The organism is Vibrio sp. Vb0937 (genome assembly GCF_033338855.1).
Genome location: NZ_JAWOTK010000090.1, coordinates 1 through 1,995 on the forward strand (window position 1 = coordinate 1; position 1,995 = coordinate 1,995).

At 47.0% G+C, this 1,995-nt stretch carries 2 protein-coding genes and 2 pseudogenes; all 4 read left to right on the forward strand.

Features of this window, described 5'->3' with window-relative positions; translation table 11 throughout:
* Window positions 1-234, forward strand: a pseudogene (locus R7P67_RS23335) (TIGR02444 family protein); the annotation flags it as partial.
* An 86-nt stretch (window positions 235-320) separates the two neighbouring features.
* A complete protein-coding gene (locus R7P67_RS23340; protein WP_005496534.1) occupies window positions 321-1,328 on the forward strand; it encodes a hydrolase in 1,008 nt (335 codons plus the stop codon).
* A 33-nt stretch (window positions 1,329-1,361) separates the two neighbouring features.
* Window positions 1,362-1,574 carry a YheU family protein gene (locus R7P67_RS23345; RefSeq protein WP_005458136.1) on the forward strand — a complete coding sequence of 71 codons (213 nt, stop codon included), beginning with the start codon at window positions 1,362-1,364 and terminating at the stop codon, window positions 1,572-1,574.
* A gap of 125 nt (window positions 1,575-1,699) precedes the next feature.
* Window positions 1,700-1,995 (forward strand): annotated as a pseudogene (locus R7P67_RS23350) (phosphoribulokinase); the annotation flags it as partial.

A 1,995-nucleotide genomic window follows, 5' to 3' on the forward strand; every position in this document is an offset into this window, starting at 1 on the left:
CGTCATCTAAAATCCCAAGTGAACGATGCGTTGTATCGAGAAAGCCTGCAGTTTGAACTGCAACTCGAAAAGCAACAACAAGCCGATTTGGTCGACTGTATTAACTCACTTACACTGATTAAAAACGATGGCGATCCACTCACGCTCAGATACTGTCGTCAGCTTGGTGGAGAGCATTTGCAACAAGCCTTTGCTATCCCTGTGCCAAACATTCACCCACCAAAACACTCATAACGCTGTAGAATACCTATAATCTTTATAAAGGATTATATTAATAAGTTCTTCAACTGACATGAAGGACCATATAAGAGCAGTTAGGTATGACACAATTTTTCGCAGCCGCCGGGATCAAGAACCCGCACCTTCAGACCCTTTTACCGCGCTTTATTCGTAAAAAAGCGCTGTTTACGCCTATTTGGCAGACGCTGGATACCGACGATGGCGACTTCCTCGATCTCGCTTGGAGTGAAGATCCCACCAAAGAACCCGCGCAGAACAAACCCATCTTCGTTTTGTTTCATGGCTTGGAAGGATGCTTCTACAGCCCGTATGCAAACGGCCTGATGAATGCGTTTGCGAAATCTGGTTGGTTATCGGTGATGATGCATTTTCGTGGCTGTAGCGGCAAACCGAACAAAAAAGCTCGCGCATACCATTCAGGAGAAGTAACGGATGCTCGCTTCTTTTTGGAACACCTTCATCTGCGCTTTCCAAACAATCCAAAAGTCGCCGTCGGCATCTCCCTTGGTGGCAATATGCTGGCGAACTACTTAGCACAATACAAAGATGACCCGATTTTAAAAGCGGCCACCATCGTCTCTGCACCACTGGATTTGGCGGCTTGTGCCAATCGAATTGAGCAGGGCTTTTCCAAAGTGTATCGCCGTTACCTACTCTCTTCGCTCAAACGGAATGCTCTACAAAAACATCATTTACTGCATGGCGAATTGGCGCTGTCGTACAACTCCATCAAGCGCGTCACTCGTCTGTACGAATTTGATGACTTGATCACTGCACCTCTGCATGGTTTTAAGGATGCACAAGATTATTACGATCAATGCTCAGGATTGAGCAAGTTACAGCAGATCACCTTGCCAACTTTGATCATCCACGCCAAAGACGACCCGTTCATGACCGAAGAGGTGATCCCCAAATTTGTTCTGCCAGATAACATTGATTACCGTCTGTTTGAGCACGGCGGACACGTTGGTTTTCTGACTGGTACGGCATTAAAACCAAAGTTCTGGTTAGAGGAAGCCCTGCCCGCGTACTACGAAAGTGTCGCGGCAGAGTACCTTTCAGCTGTATCCAAACCGCGAACACAGTAAACTAGCCTTTCATCATAAAAGTTTGAGGTATTTATGATCATTCCTTGGCAAGACATCGCGCCAGAAACACTGGAAAATCTAATTCGTGAGTTCGTACTACGCGAAGGCACCGACTATGGCGCGGTTGAAATTTCACTGCAAAACAAAATCGATCAAGTGAAGACGCAACTAGAAAAAGGTGAAGCCGTCATCGTGTTCTCAGAACTGCATGAAACGGTTGATATTCAACTCAAAGCAAAGTTTTAGCACGTTCACATTTTTACCGTATCCCACTCGATGACAAGTCGTTGTTACATGCTATAGTGGGTTATCGACCGTGCAGCGGTTCGCTGCTGCACTTTACAGGTACGTAATTTTCGACAAGGTTTGTCATGTCAGCTAAACACCCAATCATTGCGGTTACTGGTTCATCCGGTGCCGGCACAACCACGACGTCTGAAGCATTCCGCAAAATGTTCAATATGATGAACATCAGGCCGGCATGGGTGGAAGGAGACAGCTTCCATCGCTTTACTCGCCCTGAAATGGACATCGAAATTCGCAAAGCCCGCGAGCAAGGCCGACACATCAGTTACTTTGGTCCGCAAGCGAATGACTTCCCGGGATTAGAAGAGTTTTTCCGTAAGTTCGGGCATGACGGCACTGGCAGCGTGCGCCGTTATCTGCA

Coding starts and splice junctions, on each gene's coding strand:
- R7P67_RS23340 (WP_005496534.1), top strand. CDS start 321: ATGACACAATTTTTCGCAGCCGCCGGGATCAAGAACCCGCACCTTCAG.
- R7P67_RS23345 (WP_005458136.1), top strand. CDS start 1,362: ATGATCATTCCTTGGCAAGACATCGCGCCAGAAACACTGGAAAATCTA.